Source organism: Mesorhizobium sp. M2A.F.Ca.ET.046.03.2.1, assembly GCF_003952425.1.
GTDB lineage: Bacteria > Pseudomonadota > Alphaproteobacteria > Rhizobiales > Rhizobiaceae > Mesorhizobium.
This window is the reverse complement of record NZ_CP034449.1, coordinates 656,015-679,579: the sequence shown is the minus strand read 5'-3', so window position 1 is coordinate 679,579 and position 23,565 is coordinate 656,015. Positions and strand designations below refer to the sequence as shown.

The 23,565-nt window shown below is 63.9% G+C and carries 21 protein-coding genes and 2 pseudogenes; 13 read left to right on the top strand and 10 right to left on the bottom strand.

All coding sequences use genetic code 11. The features are described from left to right. Window positions 1-10 precede the first annotated feature (10 nt). Window positions 11-2,647 carry a caspase domain-containing protein gene (locus EJ072_RS03365; protein ID WP_126078563.1) on the top strand — a complete coding sequence of 879 codons (2,637 nt, stop codon included), beginning with the start codon at window positions 11-13 and terminating at the stop codon, window positions 2,645-2,647. Between the two features lie 130 nt (window positions 2,648-2,777). On the opposite strand, the gene EJ072_RS03360 is transcribed toward EJ072_RS03365, so the two are convergent. The 4 genes from EJ072_RS03360 to EJ072_RS03345 all read right to left on the bottom strand — a co-directional run bounded on the left by EJ072_RS03360 (window position 2,778) and on the right by EJ072_RS03345 (window position 6,408). Further along, entirely contained in the window at window positions 2,778-3,446 is a 669-nt protein-coding gene (locus EJ072_RS03360) for a transglutaminase-like cysteine peptidase (RefSeq protein ID WP_189342220.1), read from the bottom strand. A 368-nt stretch (window positions 3,447-3,814) separates the two neighbouring features. After that, entirely contained in the window at window positions 3,815-5,227 is a 1,413-nt protein-coding gene (tldD, locus tag EJ072_RS03355; protein ID WP_126078562.1) for a metalloprotease TldD, read from the bottom strand. A 98-nt stretch (window positions 5,228-5,325) separates the two neighbouring features. Beyond that, window positions 5,326-5,793: a YbjN domain-containing protein gene (locus EJ072_RS03350; protein ID WP_126078561.1), complete on the bottom strand. Its 468-nt coding sequence runs from the start codon at window positions 5,791-5,793 to the stop codon at window positions 5,326-5,328. A gap of 75 nt (window positions 5,794-5,868) precedes the next feature. Continuing rightward, complete coding sequence (locus EJ072_RS03345; RefSeq protein ID WP_126078560.1) at window positions 5,869-6,408, bottom strand: invasion associated locus B family protein; 540 nt, start codon at window positions 6,406-6,408, stop codon at window positions 5,869-5,871. Window positions 6,409-6,735: 327 nt separating this feature from the next. Between EJ072_RS03345 and coxB the strand changes: the two genes are divergently transcribed. The 11 genes and pseudogenes from coxB (at window position 6,736) to rnhA (ending at window position 15,849) form a co-directional block, all read left to right on the top strand. After that, a complete protein-coding gene (coxB, locus tag EJ072_RS03340; protein WP_126078559.1) occupies window positions 6,736-7,620 on the top strand; it encodes a cytochrome c oxidase subunit II in 885 nt (294 codons plus the stop codon). Window positions 7,621-7,658: 38 nt separating this feature from the next. Then, window positions 7,659-9,308, top strand: a complete 1,650-nt coding sequence (ctaD, locus tag EJ072_RS03335) for a cytochrome c oxidase subunit I (RefSeq protein WP_042641760.1) — start codon at window positions 7,659-7,661, stop codon at window positions 9,306-9,308. Between the two features lie 70 nt (window positions 9,309-9,378). Then, a complete protein-coding gene (locus EJ072_RS03330; protein ID WP_126078558.1) occupies window positions 9,379-10,323 on the top strand; it encodes a heme o synthase in 945 nt (314 codons plus the stop codon). Then, the gene (locus EJ072_RS03325) at window positions 10,320-10,511 is read left to right on the top strand and encodes a hypothetical protein (RefSeq protein WP_126078557.1); all 192 of its coding nucleotides are present in this window, start codon (window positions 10,320-10,322) and stop codon (window positions 10,509-10,511) included. The genes EJ072_RS03330 and EJ072_RS03325 overlap by 4 nt, the downstream gene beginning before the upstream one ends. Beyond that, window positions 10,511-11,137 (top strand): cytochrome c oxidase assembly protein, encoded by a 627-nt coding sequence (locus EJ072_RS03320; RefSeq protein ID WP_126078556.1) that lies wholly within the window; start codon window positions 10,511-10,513, stop codon window positions 11,135-11,137. Before EJ072_RS03325 ends, EJ072_RS03320 begins: the two co-directional genes overlap by 1 nt. Window position 11,138: 1 nt before the next feature. Then, window positions 11,139-12,020, top strand: coding sequence for a cytochrome c oxidase subunit 3 (locus EJ072_RS03315; RefSeq protein WP_042641766.1), 882 nt, complete (start codon window positions 11,139-11,141; stop codon window positions 12,018-12,020). A 115-nt stretch (window positions 12,021-12,135) separates the two neighbouring features. Next, a pseudogene (locus tag EJ072_RS03310) lies at window positions 12,136-12,521 on the top strand (DUF983 domain-containing protein). After that, the gene (locus tag EJ072_RS03305; RefSeq protein ID WP_189343206.1) at window positions 12,518-13,273 is read left to right on the top strand and encodes an SURF1 family protein; all 756 of its coding nucleotides are present in this window, start codon (window positions 12,518-12,520) and stop codon (window positions 13,271-13,273) included. Before EJ072_RS03310 ends, EJ072_RS03305 begins: the two are co-directional and overlap by 4 nt. A gap of 75 nt (window positions 13,274-13,348) precedes the next feature. Continuing rightward, window positions 13,349-14,353 carry a 4-hydroxy-3-methylbut-2-enyl diphosphate reductase gene (ispH, locus tag EJ072_RS03300; RefSeq protein WP_042641772.1) on the top strand — a complete coding sequence of 335 codons (1,005 nt, stop codon included), beginning with the start codon at window positions 13,349-13,351 and terminating at the stop codon, window positions 14,351-14,353. A 6-nt stretch (window positions 14,354-14,359) separates the two neighbouring features. Continuing rightward, window positions 14,360-15,322 carry a homoserine kinase gene (locus EJ072_RS03295; RefSeq protein ID WP_126078555.1) on the top strand — a complete coding sequence of 321 codons (963 nt, stop codon included), beginning with the start codon at window positions 14,360-14,362 and terminating at the stop codon, window positions 15,320-15,322. Beyond that, window positions 15,319-15,849 (top strand): ribonuclease HI, encoded by a 531-nt coding sequence (gene rnhA, locus EJ072_RS03290; RefSeq protein ID WP_126078554.1) that lies wholly within the window; start codon window positions 15,319-15,321, stop codon window positions 15,847-15,849. The genes EJ072_RS03295 and rnhA overlap by 4 nt, the downstream gene beginning before the upstream one ends. 16 nt (window positions 15,850-15,865) lie before the next feature. Here the strand turns inward: rnhA and EJ072_RS03285 are convergent, their stop codons facing one another. The 3 genes and pseudogenes from EJ072_RS03285 to EJ072_RS03275 form a co-directional block, all read right to left on the bottom strand. Continuing rightward, window positions 15,866-16,342 (bottom strand): DUF2938 domain-containing protein, encoded by a 477-nt coding sequence (locus tag EJ072_RS03285; RefSeq protein WP_126078553.1) that lies wholly within the window; start codon window positions 16,340-16,342, stop codon window positions 15,866-15,868. Continuing rightward, window positions 16,342-16,823, bottom strand: a pseudogene (locus EJ072_RS03280) (peroxiredoxin). The gene EJ072_RS03285 and the pseudogene EJ072_RS03280 overlap by 1 nt, the downstream one beginning before the upstream one ends. Window positions 16,824-16,908: 85 nt before the next feature. Further along, on the bottom strand, window positions 16,909-17,715 hold the full coding sequence (locus EJ072_RS03275; protein WP_126078552.1) for a protein-disulfide reductase DsbD domain-containing protein: 807 nt from the start codon (window positions 17,713-17,715) through the stop codon (window positions 16,909-16,911). 126 nt (window positions 17,716-17,841) lie between these two features. On the opposite strand from EJ072_RS03275, the gene EJ072_RS03270 reads away from it, so the two are divergent. Continuing rightward, a complete protein-coding gene (locus EJ072_RS03270; protein ID WP_126062202.1) occupies window positions 17,842-18,450 on the top strand; it encodes a YqgE/AlgH family protein in 609 nt (202 codons plus the stop codon). 309 nt (window positions 18,451-18,759) lie between these two features. Here the strand turns inward: EJ072_RS03270 and EJ072_RS03265 are convergent, their stop codons facing one another. From EJ072_RS03265 to EJ072_RS03255, 3 genes are read right to left on the bottom strand one after another with little or no spacing between them, the layout of a single operon-like run. Next, window positions 18,760-21,648 (bottom strand): EAL domain-containing protein, encoded by a 2,889-nt coding sequence (locus EJ072_RS03265; protein WP_126078551.1) that lies wholly within the window; start codon window positions 21,646-21,648, stop codon window positions 18,760-18,762. Window positions 21,649-21,650: 2 nt separating this feature from the next. Continuing rightward, window positions 21,651-22,247 carry a GNAT family protein gene (locus EJ072_RS03260; RefSeq protein ID WP_042641788.1) on the bottom strand — a complete coding sequence of 199 codons (597 nt, stop codon included), beginning with the start codon at window positions 22,245-22,247 and terminating at the stop codon, window positions 21,651-21,653. A gap of 15 nt (window positions 22,248-22,262) precedes the next feature. Then, window positions 22,263-23,555 (bottom strand): pitrilysin family protein, encoded by a 1,293-nt coding sequence (locus tag EJ072_RS03255; protein WP_126062200.1) that lies wholly within the window; start codon window positions 23,553-23,555, stop codon window positions 22,263-22,265. Between the last annotated feature and the right edge of the window lie 10 nt (window positions 23,556-23,565).

Below are 23,565 nucleotides of genomic sequence, written 5' to 3'. Positions count from 1 at the left end.
GCGAATTGCTATGCTCTCGCTTCGGAAAGTCATCGGTCTTCTCGTTCTTCTCATCGCGTTCACCGTCGCCTCCGCGACCGATGTGCTCGCGCAACAGCAGAAACGTCTCGCTTTCGTCATCGGCAACGCCGCCTATCCGTCCGATGCGTTGGTCACCTCCGCGAACGACGCCGGTCTGATCGCGCAGACCCTGCAAGCAGCCGGGTTCGATGTGGTCGGCGCGCGCGATGTCGACCAGGAATCGCTGCGTGGCGCGCTGCGTGATTTCCTTGCGAAAGTTTCCGCCGCCGGTCCGGACGCTACCGTTTTCGTGTACCTCGCCGGCCGTGGCGTGCAGTTCGAAGGCGAGAACTACTTCTTGCCGGTCGATGCCCAGATCGCCAATCCGGCCGACGTGCCGCTCCAGGCCATGCGGCTCTCCGATATCACCAAGTCGCTGGCCGGACTGCCGACGAAGGTTAATATAGTCGTCCTCGACGCGGCCCGGCCGAATGCCCTCCCAAAAATGAGCCAGCCGCTGGCCAGCGGGCTGGCGCTGGTCGACCCCGAGCCCAATATGCTGATCGCGTTCAACGCCGCTCCCGGAACGGTTGCGCCGGAAGGTGAGGGCCCATACGGCGCCTATGCCCAGGCGCTCGCCGAGATGATGCGCGACGGCGGCTTGTCGCTCGATGAGGTTTTCGACCGCACGCGGCTGCGCGTCAACGAGGTGACGCAGGGCGCCGAAATCCCATGGGATGTCTCGAAGATCGACGTGCCTTTCGTCTTCTTCGAGCGCGCTCCGGACGCGCCGCCGCCGAAGGTTTCCGAGGCCGAAGAACGGACTAACCGGACCAGGGCGATCCGCGACTTCAATGCGCACGACGCCTATCTCGCGGCACTCGATCGCGACACGATGCGCGGCTACGAGGATTTCATCGTCGCCTATCCGCACGACCCAATGGCCAAACGCGTGCGCGCCATCATCGCGGCGCGGCGCGAGGCGATCACCTGGCGTGAAACATGGCTGCGGGACACGCCTGAGGCCTACTGGTCCTATCTCGAACGCTATCCGCACGGGCCGCATGCCTGGGACGCGCGGCGCCGGCTGGAGCATTTCGACGCCGAGCTCGAGCCACCGGCGAGCTTTACAGTCATCGTGTACGATGTGCCGCCGCCGCCGGAGGAGGAAATCGTCTATGTCGATAGGCCGGTGCTCTATTTCGACGATCCCGATTTCGATTTCGAGCCTCCGCCGCCGGTCGACGTGATATTCCTACCTCCTCCACCGCCGGACTTTGTCGTGCTGCCGCCGCCTCCGCCGCCAGTCGATGTTTACGTCCTGCCGACGCCGGTCTTCGTCCCCGTGCCGGTCTGGGTCAGGCCGCCGCGTGACATCGTGCCGCCGCCGGACAACATCATTTTCAACAACATCCACAACACGACCGTCATCAACAACATCAATAACACCACGATCCGCAACGAGACCGCCAATCAGGCCGGGCAGCCAGACGGCAATGCAGAGGGCGGCCTCACCACCGGCCAGAAAATGACCGGAGCTGCCATCGGTGCCGGCGCGACGCTGGCGGCCAGGATCGCGCTGCCGCCGCTCTTGAAGAAGAGGGCGGCCGTATCCGGTCAGGCCCAGTTCAACCAGAATCAGGGCGCCTTGCCGCTGAAGCCCGGTCAGGGTGTGACGCAGGGCCAGCAGCCTGGTGCTGCGCGTCCGCTGTCGAAGAACCTGTCCACCCGCAAGCTCGGAACCGACCACGCCTTGCCGGGAGCCGATGGCAAAACGCTGCCGCTCGTCAACGGCAAGCCGGTGCTCAACGGCCGGAATCTGCTCAACGACAGGTCGAGGAAGCTGCTTGGCAAGCAAGGCATTGTGGAGGGCAACCAGGAGGCGACGGGAAATGCCGGCGCCGCGGCGACCGGAGTGCAGGGCACGGATCAGCGGAAGGGCAAGAAATTCCGCAAACTGCCGACCGTCAACGGCTTACCGGCCGACAACGGACTCAACTCACGGGAGAAGTTAAGGAAGAACAATCCCAACGCGTTGTCCGACCAGGGCAACGGCAAACCGAAAAGGCTGATGCGCAAGGATTTGTCAGCCGGCCGGTCCATAGTCGAGCCAGGCGATCAGGGCTCGGCCAACAGAAACGACAAAGGCAGAAAATTCGGCAAGCTGCCGACCGTCAATGGTGAGCCGGCTGACAACCGGCCGAGCGTGCGGAAGCACCTGAGGAGGAACAATCCGGACGGGTTCTCCGACCAGGGCTCGATCGACAGGAACGTCAAGAAGGTCCGCAGACCGCCGACCGTCAATGGTGAGCCGGCCGACAATGGGCCGAGTATGCAGAAGCGGCTCAGGAAGAACAATCCGGATGTCTTCTCCGGCGAGAATCAGGGCTCCGCCGGCGGGAACGACCGGGCCAGGAAGTTCCGCAGGCCGCAGAACGAGGAAGGTTCCGTCGGCCCCGAAGTCAACGTCCAGCGCAACTTCAAGGTCAACCGACCGAACGAGAATGTGCAGCGCCAGCTCAAGCTACAGGAAAACCCCAACGCTCAGGCGCGGCGTCTGCCACAACAGCCCAAGGAACAACCGCCGCAGGGTAACAACAAGAAATTCGCCTGCGGCAAGCCGGGCGAGCCGCCCTGCAAACAATAGCGGCAGGGTTGGACAGCAATTCTCCGTCGATGGGCCGGGGTTTCCCGGCTCATCGCCTGCAAATCAAGAGATCGCTGGCTCGCGGCGCTTCAGCCGATGCTGGCTGAACGGGACAGGCGGACAATCCGACCTATGAGCTCGGCGATAGCCGCTTTGCAGTGCCGCCACGCTGGTTGATCGAAACCCAGGTGTTCGGGTTCTGCTGCGACTGCCGTTTCAGGAAATAATAGCCAGTTGCGTTCCAGGGCCTGACCTCGTCGACCAGATTGTCAAGGATGAGATCGCCCTTGTCGGTCTTCACCGTCAGGATGGTATGGCCCTCGTTGTGCAGGTCGCGAACCACCGTCATCAGCAATGCCTGCCGGGGAAATCCTGCTTCCTGAAGAAGCTTGCGCTTGTAGAGCGCGTAAATCTTGCAATCGCCCTTGCCGTCCACGGGATAGTCCCAGTGGTCCATCATCGTGCCCCAGTGATCGTAGTTGCTGACGGGCTTGATCGAGCGGTTCGCCTTCTGGTTCACCCGCTTGAGGATGCTCATGTTCCGCGCTGTCAGCTTGACGCTGGCGGCCGGCAGGGCAGGCACCTTGCATTCTTTCGGCCGACGATGACAGAAGTCGAGCCAGCCATAAGGAACGCTGGTGCTTGCGCCGACAGTGGCGGAACTGGCGGCAGGTCGTGTCGACGCTAGCTTGAACAGCGACGATTGCGCCGCCGCAGGGCCTGCTTGTAGCGAAGTCGCGCCGATCAACGCAAAACCAAGGAAGAGGGAAGAGGTCAGGACGCCTGGGGAATGCTGCACTACCGACACCACCGCAACGAGAAGACTGGCCGCAGGCTAATGCGCAAAGGCAGGCCAAGGCAACTGAACAATTAATAATGTTCTAACGCGATTGTGTTTTGCGTTGGGCGAAGGCTGCCGCAGACCGGTCTCAAACGGCAGTTTGGCGCCGCTGCGCTTCAGCTAGCAGGGCGGTGTCGATATCCTCCAGCGTTTTTGGCTTGCCAGGGGGGCCGTAGGCTACCAAACACGTCCTTTGGCCGCGTCGGGGCAAAGGGCGTTGCCGGTTTCAGATCAGCGCCCTCTGATGGGCTTTCGGATTTCGACATTGTGGACTCCGTGGGGTGAGCACCGCAGGCACGCGAGAATAGCGGGACGTGCCCAGCGCCTCAAACCCTGGTGCCGCCCACCGTCATCTGGTTCATCCGCAGATGCGGCTGGCCGACGCCCACCGGCACGCCCTGTCCTGCCTTGCCGCACATGCCGATGCCGTTGTCGAGCTTCATGTCGTTGCCGACCATGCTGACGCGGTGCATGGCGTCCGGACCGTTGCCGATCAGCATCGCGCCCTTGATCGGCTGTGTCACCTTGCCGTTCTCGATCATATAGGCCTCGGTGCAGCCGAACACGAACTTGCCGGACGTGATGTCGACCTGGCCGCCGCCGAAGGAGACGGCGTAGATGCCGTTCTTGACCGAGGCGATGATCTCTTCCGGCTCCATGTCTCCGGCGGTCATGTAGGTGTTGGTCATGCGCGGCATCGGCTGGTGCGCATAGCCCTCGCGCCTTCCGTTGCCGGTCGCCTTCATGCCCATCAGCCGGGCGTTCTGGCGGTCCTGCATGTAGCCGACGAGCTTGCCGTCCTCGATCAGCACGTTGCGCGCCGAAGGCGTTCCTTCGTCGTCGACGGTGAGCGAGCCGCGCCGCTCGGGGATGGTGCCGTCGTCGACAACCGTGACGCCCTTCGCCGCCACCTGCTGGCCCATCAGGCCGGCGAAGGCCGATGTCTTCTTGCGGTTGAAATCGCCCTCGAGCCCGTGGCCGACCGCTTCATGCAGCATCACGCCCGGCCAGCCGCTGGAGAGCACGATGTCAAACGTCCCGGCCGGCGCGGGAACCGCCTGGAGATTGACCAGCGCCTGCCGCAGCGCCTCGCTTGCCGCATGCTTCCAGCTTTCCTCGCTGACGAACTCGCCGAAGCTCTTGCGGCCGCCCATCCCGTAGGAGCCGCTCTCCTGCCGGTCGCCGCTGCCGACCACGACCGAGACGTTGATGCGGACCAGCGGGCGGATGTCGCGCACGATCTGGCCGTCGCCGCGCACGATCTCGACATGCTGCCAGGATGCTGCCAGCGAGGCCGTCACCTGCCGCACGCGCGGATCCTTCGCGCGCAGCCAGCCGTCGATCTCCTGCAACAGCTTGGCCTTGGCCTCGAAGGACGGCGAGGGGATGGGGTTCTCGTCGCCATAGAGATGGCGGTTGGTACGGGCGGGTGCTCCGGCCAATGTGCCGGAATAGCCGCCTTTGACCGCCGAGACGGCGTCGGCCGCGCGCAGCAGGGAGGCTTCGGAAAGATCGCTGGAATGCGCATAGCCGGTGGCCTCTCCGGCCACGGCGCGCAGGCCGAAACCCTGATCGGTGTTGAAATTGGCCGTCTTCAGCCGGCCATTGTCGAACATCAGCGCCTCGCTTTCGCTGTATTCGAGGAACAACTCGCCGTCGTCGGCGCCCTTGATGGTCTCGGTGACGATCTCCTTGACGCGATCATCGGAAATATCGAATTGGCCGATCAGGCTGTTCATGGCAAATCCATTCGTGGAAACAAATCTTGCACCGGATGTAGGCGCGAAGCTGGCCTCAGACAATCGCTAACGAGTTGAAGCCGGCGATTGCGACGCCGTCACCTGCCGTTGACGAAGTCCTTGATGTTGCCGGCCATCGCGTTCCAGTTGGAGAACTGTTCCTCGAGATTGGCCCTGGTGATGCCGCCGGCGAAGCTGACATCCATCTTGAAGTTCGAGCCGTCGCCCGAATAGGCCTTCACCCAGCGGTATTTTGCGTTCCAGGCATTGGCCTGGTCGACGGTCAGCGGATCGGTGTAGCCGGTCGAGAACTGCAGCGACTTGCAGTTCTCGTGGTCTTCGCAGCCGTAGAAATAGATCAGGTATTTGACGCCCTCGACGCGGCCGGAAATCATCGGGTCGCCATTGTCGTCCTTGCCCATCCTGGCCGAGCCGAAGCCCTTGGCGATATCGAGAACCGTCGCGGGGTCCGGCGTCTGGAGGATTGCGGCATCCTCGGCCCGGGCCGCCGAGGCCACGTAGGCAAGCGCCAGACCTGCAATGGAAATGGATAACGTCGCGCGCATCAAGCCTCCTGGCCGTCAACCGCATCACCACCGCGCCTCAGCCTGAGGGGCGGCCGCTGCGCGTGGACGGCAAGATCAAGGTAGGGCGGCGAAGCCTTCCGCAAAGCCCTTGAGGTCGACGGGAATGCCGATGCCTTCTTCCGGCGTCTGGAAGACGATGAAGGTGGCCGAGGTGCCGCTCTTCAACGTGTCGAGCAGCGGCTTTTCGAGGATCACCTCGGCATAGCAGCCATCCTGGAAGCAGCGCACGAAATAGGCGCGGCCGATATCCTTGCCGTCGACATTGAGACCGAGGCCGTTGGGCAGGAGAACGCCGAGCGGCGCCAGCACGCGCAGGATCTCGGCCTTGTTGTCGGCGGTGCGCAGCACCACGACCGAAAGGCCCATTTCAGGACGATCCTCGGCGACGACATTCTGCATCATCACGCATTGCTCGGAGGTCGCTCCCGCCGGCGTATCGCAGATGATCGACCATGCGCCATGCGTCGACTTCACCGTGCCGCTGGGTGGCGTGGCGTTGTTCGGCGAGGCGGCGGCGCCAACGGCTATGCCGACGCCGAGCAAGGCGACGGCAAGAACGACCTTCGCCAAGGTTCTCGAAAGCCAGGAAGTCATGACGGCTCCATTGCGAATCACGGCACTTTAAGCTGCGCCCGGGCCAAGTAAAGGACGAGACCGTCGCCGGTGCGCCCCGATACCGGCAATTGCGTGCTTTTCCAAAGCAAATTCGCCCGAATTGGGGCCGCCCGGCATATAGCATGGCGAGCGCTGAACACGGCCTTCGGGCTGCGCGCAAAAATGCCGCACGGTTTCCTCCGCTCCTTTCTTGCGGAGGGAAAAAGAGTATGGTTTGAACCACCCAGGGACAGACCGGGATTCCCAATCCCGGCATCGTCCGCTATTGGTGCGACAAGATCGCGGGAAGTGGGAGACGAGAGGGCGATGAGGAAATTCCTGGCAAGCGCTAAATTCTTGGCAGGTACGGCAGCTTCGGCCGTGCTCTTCTCCGGTGCCGCGGCCCGTGCCGACCAGCCGCGGGAATGGGAGGTGAGCTTCCAGGCTCCGGCCACCGACATGATGCGGCAGATCGAGCGGTTCGGGAACTACACGATGTGGTTCATCGTCCCGATCACCGTTCTCGTGCTGGTGCTTCTGCTGGTCTGCATCGTTAAGTTCCGCGCCAGCGCCAATCCGGTGCCGTCAAAAACCAGCCACAACACGCTGATCGAGGTGATCTGGACCGTCGGGCCAGTGATCGTGCTCTTGCTCATCGCCATTCCCTCCTTCCAGCTGCTCACCGCGCAATATACGCCGCCGGAAGAAGCCAAGCTCACCGTCAAGGCGACCGGCAACCAGTGGAACTGGGATTACGAGTACCAGGTCGACAAGACCTTCTCCTTCAACTCGGCGGTTCTGCAGGATGGCGACCGCGCCAAGGCCGGCAAGGAGGATCGCGCCCTCTATCCGCGCCTGCTCGCGGTCGACAACGAGCTGGTTGTCCCGGTCAACACCACGACCCGCGTGCTGATCACCGCGACCGACGTCATCCACTCCTTCGCCGTGCCGTCCTTCGGCATCAAGATGGACGCCGTTCCCGGCCGCACCAACGAGACCTGGTTCAAGGCGGAGAAGGAGGGCCTCTACTACGGCCAGTGCTCGCAGCTCTGCGGCAAGGACCACGCTTTCATGCCGATCGCGGTCCGCGTCGTTTCCGATGCGCAGTTCAAGACCTGGCTGGAAACGGCCAAGACCGATGTGCCCGCCGCCAACAAGGCGCTGATGGCCGAGATCGATGGTACCAACAAGGTAGCGGCCGCCGGCAACTGATGCCGCGGGTTAGCAAGATTTAGGGAACGGAGCGGAACATGGCAGAGGCTGCAGCTCACGATCACGACGACCACAGGCCGCATGGCTGGGTCCGCTGGGTCTACTCGACCAACCACAAGGACATCGGCACGCTCTACCTGATCTTCGCGATCATGGCCGGCATCATCGGCGGCGCGCTCTCGGTCGCCATCCGCATGGAGCTGCAGGAACCGGGCATCCAGATATTCAGCGGTCTGGCGCAGATGGTCTACGGCATGCAGGGCGACGCCGCCATCGATGGCGGCAAGAGCATGTACAATGCCTTCGGCGCCGCGCACGGCCTGATCATGATCTTCTTCATGGTCATGCCGGCTCTGATCGGCGGCTTCGCCAACTGGATGGTGCCGATCATGATCGGCGCGCCGGACATGGCCTTCCCGCGCATGAACAACATCTCCTTCTGGCTGCTGCCTCCGGCCTTCATCCTGCTGCTCTCCTCGATGTTCGTGCCGAGCGCGCCAGGCGCCTTTGGTGTCGGTGGCGGCTGGACGATCTACCCGCCGCTCTCGACCTCCGGCCAGCCCGGCCCCGCGATGGACCTTGCGATCCTGTCGATCCACATCGCCGGCGCGTCGTCGATCCTCGGCGCCATCAACTTCATCACCACCATCTTCAACATGCGCGCTCCCGGCATGACGCTGCACAAGATGCCGCTGTTTGCCTGGGCCGTGCTGATCACCGCCTTCCTGCTGCTTTTGTCGCTGCCGGTCCTGGCGGGCGCCATCACCATGCTGCTCACCGACCGCAATTTCGGCACCGCCTTCTTCGTGCCGGACCAGGGCGGTGACCCGCTGCTCTTCCAGCACCTGTTCTGGTTCTTCGGCCACCCCGAAGTGTACATCCTGATCCTGCCGGGCTTCGGCATCATCAGCCACATCGTCTCGACCTTCTCGAAGAAGCCCGTCTTCGGTTATCTCGGCATGGCCTACGCCATGGTCGCGATCGGCGCGGTCGGCTTCATCGTCTGGGCGCACCACATGTACACGACCGGCCTGTCGCTCGACACGCAGCGCTATTTCGTGTTCGCCACCATGGTCATCGCGGTGCCGACCGGCGTGAAGATCTTCTCCTGGATCGCCACCATGTGGGGCGGCTCGATCTCCTTCAAGCCGCCGATGCTGTGGGCGCTGGGCTTCATCTTCCTGTTCACCATCGGTGGTGTGACCGGCGTCCAACTGGCCAATGCCGGCCTCGACCGTTCGCTGCACGACACCTATTTCGTGATCGCCCACTTCCACTATGTGCTGTCGCTGGGCGCCGTGTTCGCGATCTTCGCCGGCTGGTACTACTGGTTCCCGAAGATGACCGGCTATATGTACTCGCCGGTGATCGCCAACACCCACTTCTGGGTCACCTTCGTCGGCGTCAACCTGATCTTCTTCCCGCAGCACTTCCTCGGCCTCGCCGGCATGCCGCGCCGCACAGTCGACTATCCTGACGCGTTCGCCGGCTGGAACATGATCTCGTCCTACGGCTCCTATATCGCGGCCGTCGGCGTCGCGATCTTCCTTTACGGCGTGTTCGAAGCCTTCCAGAAGAAGCGCGTCGCCGGCGCCAACCCGTGGGGCGAGGGTGCCACGACGCTCGAATGGCAGCTGCCTTCGCCGCCGCCGTTCCACCAGTGGGAACAGCTGCCGAAGATCAAGTAAGGCAGCCCTATCACGAGATCGCCGGACAGCCGGCGGTCTTGGCCAACGGAATGATGGACTTTAAGTACGCATGGCCCTTGCCGACCACAGATTGATGAAGGACGCGGGCTTTCGCATCTCGGAAGCGACAGCGGGCGATTACTTCGCCCTGTTGAAGCCGCGCGTTATGTCGCTGGTCGTCTTCACCGCCTTTGTCGGCCTGGTCGCCGCGCCCGTCGCCATCAATCCGCTGATCGCTATGGTCGCCATCCTGGCAATCGCCATAGGCGCCGGCGCCTCCGGCGCGCTCAACATGTGGTACGACGCCGATATCGATGCGGTGATGACCAGGACGGCATCCCGCCCGGTGCCGGCGGGCCGCGTCACGCCAGGCGAGGCGTTGACCTTCGGGCTGGTCCTGTCGGTGCTGTCGGTGATGACGCTCGGCGTGCTGGTCAATTGGCTGTCGGCATCGCTTCTCGCCTTCACCATCTTCTTCTATGCCGTCATCTACACGATGTGGCTGAAGCGCTGGACGCCGCAGAACATCGTCATCGGTGGCGCCGCAGGCGCCTTCCCGCCGGTGATCGGCTGGGCCGCCGTGACCGGATCGGTCAGCCTCGAAAGCGTGATCCTGTTCCTGATCATCTTCCTGTGGACGCCGCCGCATTTCTGGGCGCTGGCGCTGTTCAAGTCCGATGACTACGCCCGCGCCGGCATCCCGATGATGCCGAATGTGGCCGGCCAGGCCCCGACGCGCCGGCAGATCTTTGCCTATGCGCTGATCCTGGCGCCGATCGGCGTGCTGCCCTGGGCGCTCGGCTATACCACCGCCGGCTACGGCGTGGTTTCCGCGCTGCTGGGCCTAGGCTTCGTCTGGTATGCCTGGAAAGTGCTGGGCATGGCTGACGGCGACCGCGCGATGAAGCCGGCCAAGGCGCTCTTCGGCTATTCGCTGCTCTATCTCTTCGCCATCTTCGCCGCCTATCTCGTCGACTGCGTGGTCGGGCGCGCCCTCGTCATGGGGGGGATATGATCGTGGCCGACAAGAAGATCGAACTGGTCACGCTCACCGAGCGCCAGCTGAAGGCGCGCCGCAATCGTTCCGCTGCCATCGGCTTGGCGCTGGCCGCATTGGTCATCATCTTCTACGTCGTCACCATCGCGCGCTTCGGCCACCATGGCGCGAGCCTGACCGGCTCGGGTCTGTTCGGAGGCGGCTGATGGGCGGCGACGTGAGCAAGCCCCGCAAGGTGAACAACGGCATCGTCGCCGCGGTCTGCCTCGCCTTTTTCACCGGCATGGTCGGCATGGCCTACGCTGCCGTGCCGCTCTACAAGATGTTCTGCCAGGTCACGGGCTATGGCGGCACCACGCAACGCGCCGAGAAGCAATATGCCGGCCGCGTGCTCGACCGCGACATCACCATCCGCTTCGACGCCAACACCAACGGCATTCCGTGGCAGTTCGAGCCCGTCGCCCGTTCGGTAACGATCAAGATCGGCGAGACGACGCAGGCGCATTACAGCGCCACCAACAAGTTCGACCGCCCCATCACCGGCCGCGCCTCGTTCAACGTGCAGCCGGAAATGGCCGGCGCCTACTTCAACAAGGTGGAGTGCTTCTGCTTCACCGACACGACGCTGAAGCCCGGCGAGACGCTGGACATGCCGGTCGTGTTCTATGTCGATCCAGACATCGTCAACGTGCCGGAACTCAAGGACTTGAAGACCATTACCCTGTCCTACACGATGTTCCCGGTCGAAAAGAAACAGCCGGTCGCTTCGTCGGCGCCGGCCGCTGGCAGCAGCAACAAAATTCCAGATTCCGAAGCAAGCCTCGGGGGTTGATATGGCAGACGCGCACGCAAAACCACACCACGACTACCATCTCGTCAACCCGAGCCCCTGGCCCTTCCTGGGTTCGGTCGGCGCGCTGGTCACCGCCATCGGCGGCGTCTGCCTGATGCAGTATCTGAAGGGCGGCAACTTCCCGGTCTTCGGTCACAACATCGCCAATCCGTGGCTGTTCTTCATCGGCATGATCATCGTGCTCTACACGATGTTCGCCTGGTGGTCGGACACCATCAAGGAAGCGCATGAAGGCTACCACACGCGCGTCGTGTCGCTGCATCTGCGCTACGGCATGATCATGTTCATCGCTTCCGAGGTGATGTTCTTCGTCGCCTGGTTCTGGGCCTTCTTCGACGCCAGTCTCTTTCCCGGCGAGGCAAACCAGTATGCCCGCACCGCCTTCACCGGCGGCGTTTGGCCGCCGAAGGGCATGGAAGTCCTCGACCCCTTCCACCTGCCGCTTTACAACACCATCATCCTGCTCCTGTCGGGCACGACGGTGACCTGGGCGCACCACGCGCTGCTGCATGGCGACCGCAAGGGCCTGGTCAACGGCCTTGTGCTGACCGTCGGCCTCGGCATGCTGTTCACCATGGTGCAGGCCTACGAGTACATGCACGCGCCCTTCGCGTTCAAGGAATCGATCTACGGCGCCACCTTCTTCATGGCGACCGGCTTCCACGGCTTCCACGTCATCATCGGCACCATCTTCTTGGCTGTCTGCCTGGTGCGCGCCATGCGCGGCGACTTCACGCCGAAGCAGCATTTCGGCTTCGAGGCGGCCGCCTGGTACTGGCACTTCGTCGACGTGGTCTGGCTGTTCCTGTTCAGCGCCATCTATGTCTGGGCGTCGAACGGCGCGCTGATCGAAGGCCACTGATAGAGGGCAATTCAGGGAAAGCGCGTAGCGGTTTTCCGGAATTGCTTGGAGCGACGGGCGGCCGCGGCGACGTGGCCGCCTTATCTTTTCAAGCGAAAGGGTCTACGGTGCCGGTATGAGCGAAGACAAGGCGATCTGGCCCCCATTGACCCGATCTCGGCCGGCCTGCATGGCCGCTGCCCGCGCTGCGGCGAGGGCAAGCTGTTCTCGGGCTTCCTCACCGTCGGCAAGCGCTGCTACAATTGCGGGCTCGACTATTCCTTCGCCGATGCCGGCGATGGGCCTGCGGTGTTCGTCATCCTGATCATCGGCTTCCTCGTCGTCGGCCTCGCATTGTGGATGGAGGTGACGTTCAGCCCGCCGCTTTGGCTGCACTTCATCTTATGGATACCGCTGGCGCTGGTGCTCTGCTTGACGGCGCTGCGCCTGATCAAGGGCGTGCTGATCACCTTGCAGTACTCGAAGAAGGCCTCCGAGGGCAGACTGGAATCCCACGAATGACCGAGGCGACCGGTTCGGCGGCCGGCCGTTCGCGGCCGCGTTCGGCGTTGCTCATCGGCCTCGGCCTTGTCCTGTTCGCCATCCTGATCGGGCTCGGCACCTGGCAGGTCCAGCGCCTGCACTGGAAGGAAGACCTGCTCGCCACCATTGACAAGCGCACGCATTCCGCGCCGTTGCCGCTGGCCGACGTCGAGCAGCAATTCGCCGCCTCCCGTGATGTCGATTACACCCCGGTGACGGTGACGGGCACCTTCCTGCACCAGGGCGAGCGGCATTTCTTTTCCACCTGGGAAGGCGAAAGCGGCTTCAACGTCTACACGCCCCTGCAACTCGAGGACGGCCGCTTCGTGCTCGTCAACCGCGGCTTCGTTCCCTACGACCTCAAGGATCCGGCCAAGCGCCGACAGGGCGAGGTCGCCGGCAAGGTGACGGTGACCGGGCTTGCGCGCAATCCGCTTCCCGCAAAACCGTCGATGATGCTTCCTGACAATGATGTCGCCAAGAACATCTTCTACTGGAAGGACCGCGATGTCATGGCGGCGACCGCCGGCCTGCCGGCCGGGTTCGTGCTGGTTCCGTTCTTCATCGATGCCGACAAGACGCCGAATCCCGGCGGCCTGCCGGTCGGTGGCGTCACCATCATCGACCTGCCGAACAACCACCTGCAATACGCGGTCACCTGGTATGGCTTGGCCGCCGCTCTCGCCGCCGTCCTGATCCTGAGTCTGCGCCGCCCGGCGAAAGAAGCGTGAAACGGCCGCTCTTGACAGGGCAGGGGTGCGCACCTCATTTCCCTCCAGCTTTCCGACTGAACCGGCCTGAATTTGATGATTGAGAAAAAGCCACCGCTGACGATCAGGCTCTGCCAGCCGCGCGGCTTCTGCGCCGGTGTCGACCGCGCCATCCAGATCGTGGTGCTGGCGCTGAAGAAATACGGCGCGCCGGTTTATGTCCGCCACGAGATCGTGCACAACCGCTACGTCGTCGAAGGGCTGCAGAGCCTCGGCGCCGTCTTCATCGAGGAACTGTCCGAGATTCCGCCGGAGCATCGCCAGTCGCCCGTGGTCTTTTCCGCGCATGGCGTGCCGAAATCGGTGCCGGCGGATGCCGAGGCGCGCAACCTCTTCTACCTCGACGCCACCTGTCCGCTCGTCTCCAAGGTGCACAAGCAGGCGATGCGCCACCAGCGGCTTGGCCGCCATGTGCTTCTGATCGGCCACGCCGGGCATCCGGAGGTGATTGGCACGATGGGCCAGTTGCCGGAAGGCGCCGTGACGCTGATCGAGACCGAGGCCGACGCCGCGCGCTTTGTGCCCGTCGACGCCTCGGCGCTGGGCTTCGTCACCCAGACGACCTTGTCGGTCGAGGACACCGCCGGCATCATCCGGGCTCTGCAGGAGCGGTTTCCCGAACTGCACGCGGCCGCGGCCGAATCGATCTGCTATGCCACCACCAACCGCCAGGAAGCGGTGAAGGAGACGGCCGCCGGTGCCGATCTGTTCCTCATTGTCGGCGCGCCCAACTCGTCCAATTCGCGTCGTCTTGTCGAAGTGGCGGAGCGCGCCGGCGCCACCATGTCGCTTCTCGTGCAGCGCGCCGCCGAAATTCCGTGGGATGAGATCGCCGGGATCAGGACGCTTGGCCTGTCGGCCGGCGCCTCGGCGCCGGAGATCATCGTCGACGAGATCATCGATGCGTTCCGGCAGCGTTTCGACGTCACCATCGACCTGGCGATAACGGCCACGGAAACGGAGGATTTTCCGGTGATGCGGGTACTGCGCGATGTCGAACTGACGGCGGCCGACATGGCCTTCGTCAATGGAGCGGCGTGAAACCGGATGGCCGTCTACACCGACGTCAGCGAAGGCGAATTGACCGCATTCCTCAAAGCCTATCCGGTGGGGGAACTGCTCTCCTACAAGGGCATCGCCGAGGGCACCGAGAATTCCAATTTCCTGGTCCACGCCTCCACCGGCTCCTACATCCTGACGCTTTACGAGAAGCGCGTCGACAAGGCCGATCTGCCGTTCTTCCTCGGCCTGATGGGCCATCTCGCCAGGAAGGGCATTTCCTGCCCGCTGCCGGTCACGGCGCATGACGGCACCGTCATCGGCACGCTCGCCGGCCGTCCGGCCGTCATCATCACCTTCCTCGAAGGCCTGTCGCTCAGGCGCCCGACCGCCGCGCATTGCGCGGAAGTGGGCAAGGCGCTCGCCAGCCTCCATATTGCCGGCCAGGATTTCCAGATGAGAAGGCCGAACGCGCTGGCGATCGATGGCTGGCGCAAGCTCTGGGCGGCCTCGCGCGAGCGGGCCGACGAGGTCGAGCCGGGCCTCGCCGCCGAAGTCGATGCCGACTTCGCCGATTTCGAACGCAACTGGCCGAACGACCTGCCGCAAGGCATCATCCACGCCGACCTGTTCCCGGACAATGTCTTCTTCCTCGGCGAGAAGCTGTCCGGGCTGATCGACTTCTATTTCGCCTGCGACGATCTCTACGCCTACGATGTCGCCACCTGCCTCAACGCCTGGTGCTTCGAGAAGGATTTTTCCTTCAACCTGACCAAGGGGACAGCGCTGCTCGCCGGCTACCAGTCGGTGCGGCCGCTTGGAAACGACGAGAAGGCGGCTATGCCGATCTTGGCGCGCGGCTCGGCGCTGCGCTTCATGCTGACCCGCCTCTATGACTGGCTGACCATCCCGGATGGCGGACTGGTGATGAAGCGCGACCCGACCGAATATATCCGCCGCATGCGCTTCCACCGCGCGATCAGGTCGCCATCCGAATACGGGCTGACATGAACAAAAAGATCGAGATCTTCACCGACGGCGCCTGCTCGGGCAATCCCGGGCCGGGCGGCTGGGGCGCCGTACTGCGCTACAACGGCGTCACCAAGGAACTGTCCGGTGGCGAGGCCGAGACCACCAACAACCGCATGGAGTTGCTGGCCGCCATCACCGCGCTCAATGCGCTGAAGGAACCTTGCACGGTCGACCTCTACACCGACAGCAAATACGTCATGGACGGCATCTCCAAGTGGATCCATGGCTGGAAGAAGAACGGCTGGAAGACCGGCGAGAGGAAGCCGGTCAAGAATGGCGAGCTCTGGCAGGCGCTCGACGAGGCCAACCGGCGCCACAAGGTCACCTGGAACTGGGTGAAGGGCCATGCCGGCCACCCGGAGAACGAACGCGCCGACGAACTGGCCCGGCAAGGCATGGCGCCGTTCAAGCCGAAGCTGGCACGGCCTGCGCCGGTTGCGGCAGCGCCACAGAAAGCCGCTCCAACCGGCAAACGCGCACCCCGGCGCTCTACGCAGAGCTACTGACGCGAGACTTCTACAGCTAACGGATCAGAAGCGCCGTCGAGAACATGCCGAGCGCGAACACCGTATGCGCCACGAGGTTCAGCGCGCGCACCTTCGTCGGATTGGGAAGTTTTGATGCCGCCCAACCGGCGCCCATGCCCGGCGCCAGCAGGAACCATCCGGCGCCGACCGTGACGATGCCGAGGATGAAGGCGGGCAGGAAGGTCGGCGCGGCCAGCCAGCCCGCGCCGGCGAGCACGACCAGGATTACGCCGTAGAGCATGCCGACGAGGTAGTGGAAGACCCAGCCTAGCGCCTTTTCATGCGCATAGGGCGCGGCCTTGCCGATATCGTCGTGAAAGACCTTTTCGGGCAGATGCCGGACCCAGCGTCCGACCATGCCCCAATTGGGCAAGGGCTGGCCGACCGCCTTGTTGAGGATGATCGCCCAGATATCCATGAACACCGTGGCGCCGATGCCGATCGCGACCGCGCGCCAGGCGATGTCGAGCATTAGAGCTGCCCGAGGATATGAGCCGCGCCGCTCTCGTCGACGCCCGGCTTGGTTTCGACATTGAGCGCGGTGACCTTGCCGTCGTCGACGATCATCGAGAAGCGCTTCGAGCGCAGGCCCATGCCGGCCGCGGAAAGATCGTTGTCGAGGCCGACCGACTTGGCGAAATCGCCGCTGCCGTCGGCGAGGTAGAGGATCTTGCCTTCCCCGCCGGTGAAGTGCGCCCAGGCGCCCATGACGTGGACGTCGTTGACCGAAACCACGGCGATCGTGTCGACGCCGCGCGCGAGGATGGCGTCATGGTTCTCGAGATAGCCGGGCAGGTGGTTGTTGCTGCAGGTCGGCGTGAAGGCGCCGGGGACGCCGAACAGCACCACCTTCTTGCCGGCGAAGATCTCGTCGCCGGTGATCGGCTTGGCGCCGTCGGCGGTCATCACCTTGAAGTTCGATGCGGCAGTTTTTCGCCAACCGAAATGGTCATGGGTTCCTCGCTTGCGAGATGGGGAAGATTGATGCTTTCGATATCGGACCGGACAGTTTCCCGCAACCGTTGCGCTAATGCTGGATCAAGGGAAAGGCAGCAACCCGTCGACCGAACCCTCGGCGCTGGTCAGCGTGTAATACAGCCCGCCATCGCTCGGCGTCGCCGACGGCCGGTCGAGGATCGGCACGGTGAAGACGAGCTTGCCGTCCTTCTGGCTGCGCACCGGCGCGCCGAACATGTAGTCGCGCTCGCCGGCGATGAAGAAGTCGACCGATTCCGGATCCCCGGGCGACTGCGCCTGGACGACAAGGGTTTCGTGGTCGCCGGGCAGCACGTTGATGCCGAAATCGGACCGGGCCGGGGAAGGCAGCGTCGCAAGCGCGGTTTTTACCAGCGCGGCGTCGGTCGCATTGTCGGGATCGGAGCCGGGGTCGACGCTGAGCCGGGTCTGCACCGGAATGCAGATCGTCTCGCAGATGCCGAGGAAGACATGAGCGTCAATCGTCGCAGGTTGGCCGGGCGAAGACACCGTGAAGGTCACAGGCAGCGACACCGGACGATCATAGCCGGCCCATTTTCCGTAGCCGTCGTCATGCCGCTGCGGCGGCGGGAACGACAATTGCGCGTCGGCGATGTTGGTGCTGCCCGATATGTCGAGCTGCGGCGGCACGCCGGCATCGCCGGGATCCCGCCAATAGGTCTTCCAGCCCGGCTTCAGCGCGATGTCGAGCACGCCGCGGATCTTGCCGGCCTCGTCGGGCTTGCCGGTGGTCACCAGCCGGACCTTGCCGCCCTCCGAATTGTACCAGATCGAGGAAGAGGCCTCGGCCGGGAGGCCCGTAGCCCATCCGAAAACGATCCCGAGAACCAATATCTTCATGTATCGCATGGCGGTGATTTGACCGTCCGTTCTTGGCCGCGCAATGGCCTCGTCGCTCCTCCGGTATCATATTTGCGTGACATCGGGGACTGACACCATCTTTTCGGCGCAGCCGAAACGCGTTACGCTCAACCCATGGACTTGCTGCGCCACAAGAAGGCGGCCGCCGGACGCGGCTTCCTAGACGACCAGTTCCTGATTGCCATGCCCGGCATGAAGGACGACCGTTTCGCGCGCTCCGTCATCTATATCTGCGCCCACAGCGACGAGGGCGCGATGGGGCTGATCATCAACCAGACGCAGCAGATGCTGTTTCCGGATCTGCTGGTGCAGCTCGGCATCATGAACGAGCAGGAAGCGATCCGACTGCCGGCGCATACGCGCGATTTCGTCGTGCGCAATGGCGGGCCGGTCGACCGCAGCCGCGGCTTCGTGCTTCACTCCGGCGACTATCGCGTGGAATCCTCGCTCAACGTTTCCGACGATATCTGTTTGACCGCGACCGTCGACATCCTGCGCGCCATCTCCACTGGGCGCGGCCCCCGACATGCGCTGATGGCGCTCGGATATGCCGGCTGGGGCGCCGGCCAGCTCGAAACCGAGATCGCCGAGAATGGCTGGCTCACCTGTCCGGCGACGCAGGAGCTTCTGTTCGATGCCGATATCGAGCGCAAATACGACCGTATCCTGGCCTCGATCGGAATCGACCTCGCCCATCTGAGCGCCGCCGCCGGGCACGCGTGACGCTCGCGACGTCGGTCGGAACCGTTTGCATCGGATCATCGCAAACCTTCGAGGTTGGCCGAGCCGCCCGTTGTGGTCGTCATCCTAGGGCGGAGCAAGGAGGAAGCGACGCGCGCAGACCCTAGGATCCATGCCGTTACGCCGACCGTAGAGTGCAGCGATGCAGAATTCTGATACGTTTTCAACGCTTTAACGTCACGGAATGGATCCTCGGGTCAAGCCCGAGGATGACGATGTGATGGATGTCACGGCCAGTCGCAGAGGGCCTTGCTACTCCACCGGAACGGCAGGCCGCATCACGGTGCCCAATTAAGCCTGGGTCAGCGGATACTGTTCCCTCAGCGTCTTCAGCACCTGGTCGCCGGGCATCGGCGCGCCGAACATGAAGCTCTGGACATATTCGCAGCCCATCTGGCGCAGTTCCAGCGCGTCGCTTTCGTCCGAGATGCCTTCGGCCACGACCGACAGCCCCAGCTCATGCGCCATGTTGACCATGGATTTGAGCAGCACGGCGCGCTTGGGCGTCGCGTCGTCAACAAAACTCTTGTCGATCTTGATCGTATCGAAGGGGAAGCGCGTCAGGTAGGAGAGCGAGGAATAGCCGGTGCCGAAATCGTCGAGCGACAGTCCGATGCCGAGCTGCTTCAGCTTAGTCAGCACATGCGCGGTCTGCTCGGGATTGTCCATCACCAGGGATTCGGTGAGTTCGAGCCGGAAGCAGCGCGGCTTCAGATTGGCCCGCGCGATGACAGAGCGGACATCGCTCACCAGGTCGCGGCGGATGAGCTGGCGGCTCGACAGGTTGACCGAAACCGACAGCGGCGCGTCGCCGATCTGCTTCTGCCAGCCCGCGAGGTCCTCGGCCGCCTGCTGCATGGCGAACAGGCCGAGCTGCACGATCAGCCCGCAATTCTCGGCCACCGGGATGAAATCCCCCGGCGGGATCATGCCGCGGCGCGGGTGGTCCCACCGCAGCAGCGCCTCAAAGCCGGCGACGCTGCCGTCCTCCAGCCGCACGATCGGCTGGTAGGCAAGCGTGAACTCGCGCCGCTCGATGGCGCGGCGAAGGTCGGATTCGAACTGCAGGCGATCGGTGCCGACGGTGCGGAAGGCAGGCCGGAACGGCTCGATCCTGTCGCCGCCGAAACGCTTGGCCTGGTGCATGGCAAGCTCGGCGTCCTTGACCATGTCCTCGGCGGAAGTCTGCGCCGTCGTCCAGGTGATCAGGCCGATCGAGGCGGTGAGCACGATCTCGCGCTTGGCGAAGGTGATCGGGTTGTTGATCGCGTGCTTGATGGCGTCGGCCATGGCCGCGATGCGGGCAGGGTCCTGCTCGGAAAGCAGCATCAGCGCGAACTGGTCACCGGCAAAGCGCGACAGCGAATCCTTCGGCTTCAACAGCCGGTGCAGCCGGCGCGCGACGGTGAGCAGAATGGTGTCGCCGGCGGAAATGCCAAGGCCGTCATTGACCTGCTTGAAGCGGTCGATGTCGATGATGAAGACCGTCGGGCGCACCTTGTCCTCGGTGCGGGCGATCGAGATGATCGCCTCCAGCCGGTTCATGAACAATTCGCGGTTCGGCAGGCCGGTGAGGTTGTCGTGCACGGCGTCGTGCAGCAGCCTTTCCTCGGATTTCTTCTGCTCGGTGACGTCGACCATGGTGCCGACGCAGCGGATCACTTCGCCGTCGGAGCCGATCACCGGGCGCGCGCGCAGCGAGAACCAGTGGTAGTGGCCGTCGGCGCCGCGCAGGCGGAAATTCTGCGCCACCTTGCCGCGGCGGTGCTCCAGCACCACGTCGAGCGTGGTGCGGAATGTGTCGCGGTCGTCGGCGTGCAGCACCGGCAGCCAGTTGCGGGCGGCACCCCCAAGGCTGTTCGGCGCTAGGCCGAGCTGCAGGCTGATGTCCGGCTTGGTCACCACGCGGTCGCGCAGCACGTCCCAGTCCCAGACGATGTCGCCCGAGCCGGCCACCGCCAACGCCTGGCGTTCGAGATCGGAGAACAGGCCCTGGTGCAGCGCGCCGCCGGCAAAGGCGTGCTGCATGACGGTGAAGCCGATCAAAAGGATGATCAGGATCAGCCCGCCGCCCAGCGCCGGCTGAGCGATGTCGTTGTCCAGCATGCCGGTGGTGGCCATCCACGACCCGCATAGCCAGAGCAGCACCATCACCCAGCTCGGCACAAGCATGATCGCTCGGTCGTAGCCGCGGATGCCGAGGAAGATGATCAGGCCAATGCCGGTGAGCGCGGTGGCGGCGAAGGAGATGCGGGCGATGCCGGCGGCGACCGCGGGATCGACGATGGCGACGCCCGCGATCAAGAGCAGCCCAAGGATCCAGACCAGCGCTCCGTAACTGAAATGGCCGTGCCACCGGTTGAGGTTGAGATAGGCGAACAGGAACACCACGAAGGTTCCGGCAAGCGCCACCTCCGTGCCGGCTCGCCATATCTGCTCGTTGCCGGGCGATATTTCGATGATCTTGTTGAGGAAGCCGAAGTCGACGCAGATATAGGCCAGCACCGCCCAGGCGAGCGCTGCCGTTGCCGGAAACATCGAGGTTCCTTTAACCACGAACAGGATGGTCAGGAACAGCGCCAGAAGGCCTGAGATGCCGATGACGATGCCGCGGAACAGCGTGTAGGAATTGACCGAGTCCTTGTAGGAATCCGGCTCCCAGAGATAGACCTGCGGCAGTTTCGGCGAGGCGAGCTCGGCGATGAAGGTCACCACCGTTCCAGGGTTCAGCGTCACGCGGAACACGTCGGCGTCGGGGCTTGTCTGGCGGTCGAGCGCGAAGCCCTCGCTGGGCGTGATCGCGGCGATGCGCGTCGAGCCGAGGTCGGGCCAGAAGATGCCGGAGTTCACCAGGCGGAAATGCGGCGCGACGATCAGCCGGTCGAGCTGCTGGTCGGTGGTGTTGGCCAGCGCGAAGACGGCCCAGTCGCCGCTGGAGCGCGCGTCATTGGCCTCCACCTCGATGCGCCGCACGATGCCGTCAGGGCCTGGCGCGGTCGAGACCTGGAAGTTCTCGCCCTGGTTTCGGTAGATTTGCACGGCGCCGGAAAGGTCGAGCGCCTTGTCGTCGCGCGCAATCTTGATGGGCTCGACGGCGAAAGCCGGCATGGCCGCAAAAAACGTGACGACGACCGCCAGGATAAGGGCGAACAGCGACGCTAATCGCGAAAAATTCGTCACATTCAGCCCTTCGTTCCATCACCCGGCGGATCGTCCGCGATCCGGGCGTAGAGGTAGTGATCCTGCCAGATGCCGTTGATCCTGAGATAGGATCGGAGAAGTCCTTCGCGCCGGAATCCGGCTTTTTCAAGCACGCGGATCGACCGGGCGTTTTCGGGAATACAGGCAGCCTCGATCCGGTGCAACCTCAGCGTATCGAAGGCGAAGCGCGACACCAGCTTGACCGCCTCGGTCATCAGGCCGCGGCTGCCGAAGCGTTCGCCGATCCAGTAGCCGATATGGCCGCTCTGCGCGACGCCGTGGCGGATGTTGCCGAGCGTGATGCCGCCGGCAAGCTTGCCGCTCGATTTCTCGAAGATGAAGAAAGCGATGGCCGTGCCCTGCGCGTAATCCTCGCGGTACCGGCTGATGCGCAGCCGCCAGGCGGTGCGGTCGAGCTCGTCCGGCTGCCAGCGCGGCTCCCAGGGCTCGAGGAAGGCGCGGCTTTCGCCGCGCACCGTCGACCATTCGCGATAGTCATTGGTCAGCGGCACGCGCAGCGTGACCTTTTCGCCCTTCAGTGCCGGCAGGTCGCGGCGAAAGAAAGGGAGCGCGAACACGGCTCTGGAACGGAGCTAGACGGCGAGCCTGCGGGCCGTCGTCTGCGGACCCGCAAGCGATTCGAGGATCGCCTCGTAGGGCGCAAGCGTGCCCACGGGGCCGACCGCAGTCAGCGTCGGCTTGGTCGAGAACAGCCGCGAGGAGAGGTCGGTCAGCCGCTCGACGGTCAGCGCCGAAAGCCGCTCCATCAATTCCTCCTTGGCGATCGGCCGGCCGAACAGGAGCATCTGCCTGGCGATCTGAGATGCGCGGCTGGCCGGGCTTTCGGCCGACATGATGAGGCCGGCGCGATATTGCGCGCGCGCCCGGTCGAGCTCTTCCTGCTGGATGCTCTGGCCGGCCTTCTGCAATTCGTCGATGATCACCGGCACCAGCTTGGCGATGTCGCTCTGCCCGGTGGCGGCGTGCACGCCGAAGATGCCGGTGTCGGAAAAACCCCAGTGGAAGGCATAGACCGAGTAGCAGAGGCCGCGCTTCTCGCGCACTTCCTGGAACAGCCTGGACGACATGCCACCGCCCAGGATCATCGACAGCACCTGCGAGGCGTAGAAGTCGCGCACATGATAGGCGCGGCCCTCGAAGCCGAGCACGATCTGCGCATCCATCAGGTCGCGGTCCTCGCGGAAGTCGCCGCCGACATATTGCGCGTATTGCGGGATATTGCCCGCCGCCTTGGCGCGGAAGCCGCCGAGCTTCTTCTCCACCTCACGCACGAAATTGTCGTGCTTGATGTCGCCGGCCGCCACGAGGACCATGCGCTCGGCATCGTATTGCCGCTCGATGAAGTCGTGCAACTGTCCGGAAGTGAAGGACTTGACCGTCTCCGGCGTGCCCAGGATCGAGCGGCCGATGGTCTGATGCCGGAAGGCGGTTTCGGTGAAACGGTCGAAGACGATGTCGTCGGGCGTGTCGTGGGCGGCGCCGATCTCCTGCAGGATCACATGCTGCTCGCGCTCCAGCTCGTCGGGATCGAATTCGGATTCCTGCAGGATGTCGGCCAAGATGTCGACCGCCAGCGGCACGTCGTCGGAAAGCACCCTGGCATAATAGGAGGTCGTCTCGACGCTGGTGGCGGCGTTGATCTCGCCGCCGACATTCTCGATTTCCGAGGCGATCTGGAAAGCGCTGCGGCGCTTCGTACCCTTGAACGCCATGTGCTCGAGCAGATGGGCCATGCCATGCTCTTCGTCGCGCTCGTTGCGGGCGCCGGACTTCACCCAGGCCCCTAGGGCAACCGATTCGATGCTTGGAAGGGTTTCGGTGGCGACTGTCAGGCCGTTCGACAGACGGCTTACCTCAACACCCATATGGCAAGTA